The sequence below is a fragment of the Hydrocoleum sp. CS-953 genome, from assembly GCF_002260545.1.
Classification (GTDB): Bacteria; Cyanobacteriota; Cyanobacteriia; order Cyanobacteriales; family Microcoleaceae; genus Trichodesmium.
This window is the reverse complement of record NZ_LGSU01001028.1, coordinates 1-6,143: the sequence shown is the minus strand read 5'-3', so window position 1 is coordinate 6,143 and position 6,143 is coordinate 1. Positions and strand designations below refer to the sequence as shown.

General features: G+C 35.0%; 5 protein-coding genes and 2 pseudogenes. 4 read left to right on the top strand and 3 right to left on the bottom strand.

Features of this window, described 5'->3' with window-relative positions:
• Positions 1–191 precede the first annotated feature (191 nt).
• The 4 genes and pseudogenes from AFK68_RS14920 to AFK68_RS14905 all read left to right on the top strand — a co-directional run bounded on the left by AFK68_RS14920 (position 192) and on the right by AFK68_RS14905 (position 4,314).
• Positions 192–1,028: a cell division protein FtsQ/DivIB gene (locus AFK68_RS14920; protein ID WP_094673482.1), complete on the top strand. Its 837-nt coding sequence runs from the start codon at positions 192–194 to the stop codon at positions 1,026–1,028.
• Between the two features lie 626 nt (positions 1,029–1,654).
• A complete protein-coding gene (ftsZ, locus tag AFK68_RS14915) occupies positions 1,655–2,926 on the top strand; it encodes a cell division protein FtsZ (protein ID WP_094673481.1) in 1,272 nt (423 codons plus the stop codon).
• Between the two features lie 357 nt (positions 2,927–3,283).
• Positions 3,284–3,855, top strand: a pseudogene (thiD, locus tag AFK68_RS14910) (bifunctional hydroxymethylpyrimidine kinase/phosphomethylpyrimidine kinase); the annotation flags it as partial.
• 123 nt (positions 3,856–3,978) lie between these two features.
• The gene (locus AFK68_RS14905; protein ID WP_371357397.1) at positions 3,979–4,314 is read left to right on the top strand and encodes a bifunctional hydroxymethylpyrimidine kinase/phosphomethylpyrimidine kinase; all 336 of its coding nucleotides are present in this window, start codon (positions 3,979–3,981) and stop codon (positions 4,312–4,314) included.
• Between the two features lie 406 nt (positions 4,315–4,720).
• On the opposite strand, the gene AFK68_RS14900 is transcribed toward AFK68_RS14905, so the two are convergent.
• The 3 genes and pseudogenes from AFK68_RS14900 to dndE all read right to left on the bottom strand — a co-directional run bounded on the left by AFK68_RS14900 (position 4,721) and on the right by dndE (position 5,819).
• Entirely contained in the window at positions 4,721–5,122 is a 402-nt protein-coding gene (locus AFK68_RS14900) for a late competence development ComFB family protein (RefSeq protein ID WP_094673480.1), read from the bottom strand.
• A gap of 171 nt (positions 5,123–5,293) precedes the next feature.
• Positions 5,294–5,407, bottom strand: a pseudogene (locus AFK68_RS14895) (DndE family protein); the annotation flags it as partial.
• 28 nt (positions 5,408–5,435) lie between these two features.
• Positions 5,436–5,819: a DNA sulfur modification protein DndE gene (dndE, locus tag AFK68_RS14890; RefSeq protein ID WP_094673479.1), complete on the bottom strand. Its 384-nt coding sequence runs from the start codon at positions 5,817–5,819 to the stop codon at positions 5,436–5,438.
• Between the last annotated feature and the right edge of the window lie 324 nt (positions 5,820–6,143).

Here is a 6,143-nt window from a genome sequence, read left to right as displayed (position 1 = left end):
AATTGCTATATATTTAAGGGTTGGGGAGAACTTACGAAATAAAAAATGGTATCAAATCTATTAATTATGACTCCTGAATTCTAAGAAATAGCCTAGCTATTTGTACCAAACATTTATAAATTTGTATCACACCTAATACCTTGTTTGAGGATATTTAGCAAACTTTTTGATATTTAGTATAAATTAAGTAAATGGCTAATAGTATTGGATCGGTTTCTCAATCAGATTTAGCAAGTCGGCGACAAACATTACGCCGTCAACGACGTTTAAAATTAGTAATTATAATCTGGCAAATACTAGCAGTTAGTGGTTTAGCATCAGGTCTACTATGGGCAATTAGTCAGCCAATTTGGCTAATAACTAAACAAGAACAATTAACTGTAGAGGGTAATCAATTGCTTTCAGACAGAGCAATATTATCTCTAATCACTTTAGATTATCCTCAATCTCTTTGGGGAATTAAACCACAAATATTAGCTCAGAATTTAGAATCACATAGTCCAATTGCTAAGGCAAAAATTAGTCGTCATTTATTTCCTCTGAGTTTAAGGATAGAGATTACAGAAAGACGCCCTGTAGCAATTACTCAATTCAAAAGCAAGGTAGGAAATGGTAACTCACAAAAAATGGGATGGTTAGATGCTTATGGCAACTGGATACCTCTAGAAAGTTTTTCTGCTCTAGAAAGAACTGGATCTTTACCTACTCTAAAAGTAATTGGTTTTACTGAACAATATCGTCAATATTGGCATCCTCTATACCAAAGTTTAAGTCGTAGTCCTGTTAAAGTATTTGAGATTAATTGGGAAGATCCAGGAAATTTAATTCTGACAACTGAGTTAGGATTAGTACATCTCGGACAGTATAGTTCTCGATTTAGCGAACAATTAAATGTCTTAGACCAGATGCGAGAATTACCGAATAAAATTGATATTCGGCGAATGGCCTATATTGATCTAAAAAATCCACAATCTCCTTTAATTCAGTTACCGAATAAATCTAGAGCAATTAAAATTAAGTCAAATTAAATCTATAAAAATTTCTAATTTAAAAGTATTTTGAGAATTAGCCTTGAGTTACAAAAAAACTCTAAGGTTAATTTAATCCTATTTTTTTTCAAACTAATAAAATAGTTATCAAAGGTTTCTAATGGTAATCTTCAGAAAACTTTCAATAATTAATAATTACCTCTTCTGTAATAGAAGGATTGATTAAAAGGAAATTTTTTTCCCCTGTAGGGCGACAGGCCGTGGCACAGTCAAGGATAAGCTTTAAACCTTAATTTTTCGGTAAAAATATATCAAAATTTTATTAAAGACGCTTCTGTATTAGGAAAGTTCCCAAAAAAGCAAAACGAATAAACAAATGAATAAACATAGTCCGGTTGTTGGATTATAGTGCAACATATTTTAGAATATGATTGATTAATCTCTGCCAAGAGCTATCCTGGTAAGCTATAAACTAACTTAGAGTAAAAAAAACTGTATATCTACCATCCCCAATAATGATAGTGAATAATCAACAAGGGGTCAATAATGAAAGTCCCCAATCTCAAGGACAAGGAANATGATTGATTAATCTCTGCCAAGAGCTATCCTGGTAAGCTATAAACTAACTTAGAGTAAAAAAAACTGTATATCTACCATCCCCAATAATGATAGTGAATAATCAACAAGGGGTCAATAATGAAAGTCCCCAATCTCAAGGACAAGGAAGTTTTCCATTGCCAAAAAAAGTCTCTAATCCATTTCGTAATAGCCCAGGATTGTATGGAGAACAAGATTATGACCCCAAAGGTATAACAAAAGAAGAATCCAGGAGTGATGATATCGTGCCAAGCAATGCGGCAAAAATCAAAGTAATTGGTGTGGGAGGGGGTGGCGGCAATGCTGTTAACCGAATGATTGCTAGTGAGGTCTCTGGTATAGAATTTTGGACGGTTAACACAGATGCCCAAGCCTTAACTCTGTCCCATGCTCCTAAACGCCTACAACTTGGACAAAAGCTGACAAGAGGCTTGGGGGCAGGGGGTAATCCTGCTATTGGTCAAAAAGCAGCGGAAGAATCTAGAGATGAAATAGCTAATGCTTTAGACCATCCCGATCTAGTGTTTATTACTGCTGGAATGGGAGGCGGTACTGGTACTGGTGCTGCTCCAGTTATTGCTGAAATTGCTAAGGAGGCAGGGTCTCTAACAGTAGGGGTTGTGACTCGCCCTTTTACTTTCGAGGGACGACGCCGAATTACTCAAGCTGATGAAGGAATTACTGCTCTACAAACTAGAGTAGATACTTTAATCGTAATCCCTAATAATCGCTTGCTATCTGTTATTAATGAACAAACTCCTGTACAAGAAGCTTTTAGAATTGCAGATGATATTTTGCGTCAAGGTATACAGGGGATTTCAGATATTATTACTGTGCCGGGATTAGTAAATGTTGACTTTGCTGATGTTAGAGCAGTTATGGCTGATGCTGGTTCGGCGTTAATGGGAATTGGTATGGGGTCTGGTAAGTCTAGGGCAAGGGAAGCAGCTAATATGGCAATTTCTTCTCCTTTGCTTGAGTCTTCTATTGAAGGAGCAAGAGGAGTTGTGTTTAATATTACTGGTGGTACTGATTTAACCTTACATGAAGTTAATGCTGCTGCTGAGATTATCTATGAAGTTGTCGATCCTAATGCCAATATTATTTTTGGGGCTGTAATTGACGATAAACTTCAGGGAGAAATCAAAATTACTGTCATAGCTACTGGTTTTAGTGGGGAAGTACAAACTCAACCTACCCAGGAAAAGGTACAACCAAGAAGACCAGTAACGAATCCTACTCAAACTCCTACTCAAACTACTGAGCCACAGAAAAAATTACCAGGATTAGATATTCCTGACTTTCTGCAAAGGCGACGCACTCCACCTACTAATAGATAGTTCATTAATGGATAATTACCTCTGATTAAAACCGTAACAGAATTGAATATAAGGAAATATTATTTCTTTTTCTCCTTTATCCTTAAAATAACAGGCTTTATACCTTGATTTTTCGGTAAGATGAAAGCAAAAGAGATTTCTGGATATAGAAAAGGAATAGGGAATAGGGAATAGGGAATAGGGGGATAAAATTGTTGGTTTTATATTAAAACTAATAAATCTAAGTTCCTATACAAAATTAATTACATATTCTATTAACTTCCTGTTGCCTTTTACTTGTTTCTTGTTGCCTGTTGCCTGTTCCCTCTCTCAACTAGGAAATTCCTGAAAGCACTACTATTTATTATATCAATTGTTATGGCTGATTTGATGGCATCAAGTATTCCTGTTGCTTTGACTATTGCTGGTTCTGATAGTGGCGGTGGAGCAGGTATTCAGGCAGACTTGCGTACTTTTGCTTTTCATTGTGTTCATGGTACAAGTGCTTTGACTTGTATTACTGCTCAAAATACTTTGGGGGTAAATAGGGTTGATGCTTTGTTGCCAGAGGCAGTTAAAGCACAAATTGAAGCTGTTGTTAAAGATATAGGTGTCCACGCGACTAAAACAGGAATGTTACTGAACCAAGAGATTATTTTGGCTGTAGCTGAGGTAGTGGAAGCTTTAAGTTTAAAACAATTGGTGGTAGACCCAGTAATGGTTTCCCGTGCAGGTGTTCGGTTGATTGATGATTCGGCGGTGGTAGCTTTACGGGATTTTTTACTACCAAAGGCCAGTATTGTTACTCCTAATATTTATGAGGCTGAGATTTTTGGGGGTTTAGATATTAATGATATTAATGATATGCAACTGGCAGCTGAGAAAATTTACAATTTAGGGGTAAAGACTGTTCTGGTAAAGGGGGGCGCTTTGAAAAATAATTTTCGAGGNTGATTGATGATTCGGCGGTGGTAGCTTTACGGGATTTTTTACTACCAAAGGCCAGTATTGTTACTCCTAATATTTATGAGGCTGAGATTTTTGGGGGTTTAGATATTAATGATATTAATGATATGCAACTGGCAGCTGAGAAAATTTACAATTTAGGGGTAAAGACTGTTCTGGTAAAGGGGGGCGCTTTGAAAAATAATTTTCGAGGAGCAGATGTTTGGTTTGATGGTGAGCGTTTTGAAATTTTAAGAACTGCCACAATTGAGACTAATAATACTCATGGTACTGGTTGTACTCTCTCAGCAGCAATAGTAGCTAATTTAGCCCAAGGAAAAGATTTATTTTCTGCTGTTAAATTGGCTAAGGATTATGTCACAAATGCTTTAAAATATGCTTTGAAAATTGGTCACGGTCAAGGCCCTGTTGCACATTTTTTCCCTTTGTTATTAAACATTTAGAGTAGTTTGTAACTTGATGAGTTAAAGAATTTTGCTGGAGTAGGGAATAGGGAATATAAGAAATTTGGACAGTTATGTTAAGATAACTCTATCTCATCAACCTGAAATAAAATTTAATTAATTAAAATAACCGTTTTTGATGGCGACAAGAAAATTAGTTAAATAGTTAATGTTATTAGTCAAAATTATTCTAATTCCAAAACATCATAAATTTGCAGAAAATGGCTATTTGTAAATTACTAACTATCAGCCATTTCCAGCAAAATAACAACATATATTTATCTTCTTGCAGCCCCTAGGCGATAGTANAAAATTATTCTAATTCCAAAACATCATAAATTTGCAGAAAATGGCTATTTGTAAATTACTAACTATCAGCCATTTCCAGCAAAATAACAACATATATTTATCTTCTTGCAGCCCCTAGGCGATAGTAGCGATCGTGATGCCAGCTATATTTTTTACTGCTGTCTTCTTCCAAATCTGAAGAAGATGCTTTTTGAGTTTCTTCTACAAATAAAGGAGTTGAGTTTCTCAGAAGATCTCTTTGTACTGCAGCAAAAGCATGACGTACTCCTGCAACAATCTGCTTTTGATAATCTTCTTCTGCTTTTTTTGTTTGGAATTTCCAACCTTCCTTACTGGAAGCATATAGGGGCGGAAGACGATTCAGAGCATAAGTTTCTACATCAGCTCGCTTAATATATTTGGCTAACTTTTGAGGCAGTAAAGTAATTTGACGATTTACTTCATCTGCTACCATCTGTTCCATAATATTTATATATTTATTTTTAGAATTAACTAGCATAATTATTTTCCTCTCTCTTTCTGATATACTTTTTTTTTGACTGAAATTATAGCTGTTTTAACCTTAAGTTTATGATTAGAATGCCTCAATTAATTAATTTATTTATTTATTTCATTCAAATAACTACTACTATATAGTATTATTATTCTTTAGAGAGTAGAGATTTGATTATTAGGAAATAACAGTTACGATTAAGTCTTCTATCTTTTTAATATCTTGGTTGCCAGCTAAATATCCAATGCCTCGATGCAAATGCAGTCTAAATTGGGTGGCCAAAGTTTCTTGNATTCTTTAGAGAGTAGAGATTTGATTATTAGGAAATAACAGTTACGATTAAGTCTTCTATCTTTTTAATATCTTGGTTGCCAGCTAAATATCCAATGCCTCGATGCAAATGCAGTCTAAATTGGGTGGCCAAAGTTTCTTGCTCTATACCTATTTCGTCATTATAGCAACGTTGCTTAAGAGCTAACAATAATATGTCAGAAAATTTCCCGCCAAAAATTCTCCATGTTAATTCTAAATTGCTATCAGCAGGAATTGGCACTGGAGAGGGAATACTTGATTCTGCTAAAGAACAACAGAATGCCCAACGGCAAAGGATATTCCACTGGTCAATTTTAGTATTACGTTTAAGCTTGCTTAACTGTTCTTTGGCTACTTGAGAAAGTCGTATTCGTTCAATTGGTGGTTCCATAAAAGGTATTAGATATATAGCGTTTTTATCTGGGATGTGGAAATTGAGTGCTATTAAAAAGGGAATAGGGAAGAACGGAAACAGCATTAAATAGTAGCTTTCCACAAAGATTTTTTGGTACTCAATAAGCGTGCTTTTTTCTTACAAAACACTTCAATATTTATTGATGGCTCCAATAAGTTATTTACCGAAATAATTAATAATTAAACCATTAGATCATTCACGCCTTTAAGCCTCCCCTTTCAAGGGAAAAAAAATAGATATTTTCCTTATTCGTCAATCCTCTCCCTTTTAGGGAGAGGTAATTATCAATTATCAATTATC

Coding starts and splice junctions, on each gene's coding strand:
- AFK68_RS14920 (WP_094673482.1), top strand. CDS start 192: ATGGCTAATAGTATTGGATCGGTTTCTCAATCAGATTTAGCAAGTCGG.
- AFK68_RS14905 (WP_371357397.1), top strand. CDS start 3,979: ATGCAACTGGCAGCTGAGAAAATTTACAATTTAGGGGTAAAGACTGTT.
- ftsZ (WP_094673481.1), top strand. CDS start 1,655: ATGATAGTGAATAATCAACAAGGGGTCAATAATGAAAGTCCCCAATCT.
- AFK68_RS14900 (WP_094673480.1), bottom strand. CDS start 5,122: ATGCTAGTTAATTCTAAAAATAAATATATAAATATTATGGAACAGATG.
- dndE (WP_094673479.1), bottom strand. CDS start 5,819: ATGGAACCACCAATTGAACGAATACGACTTTCTCAAGTAGCCAAAGAA.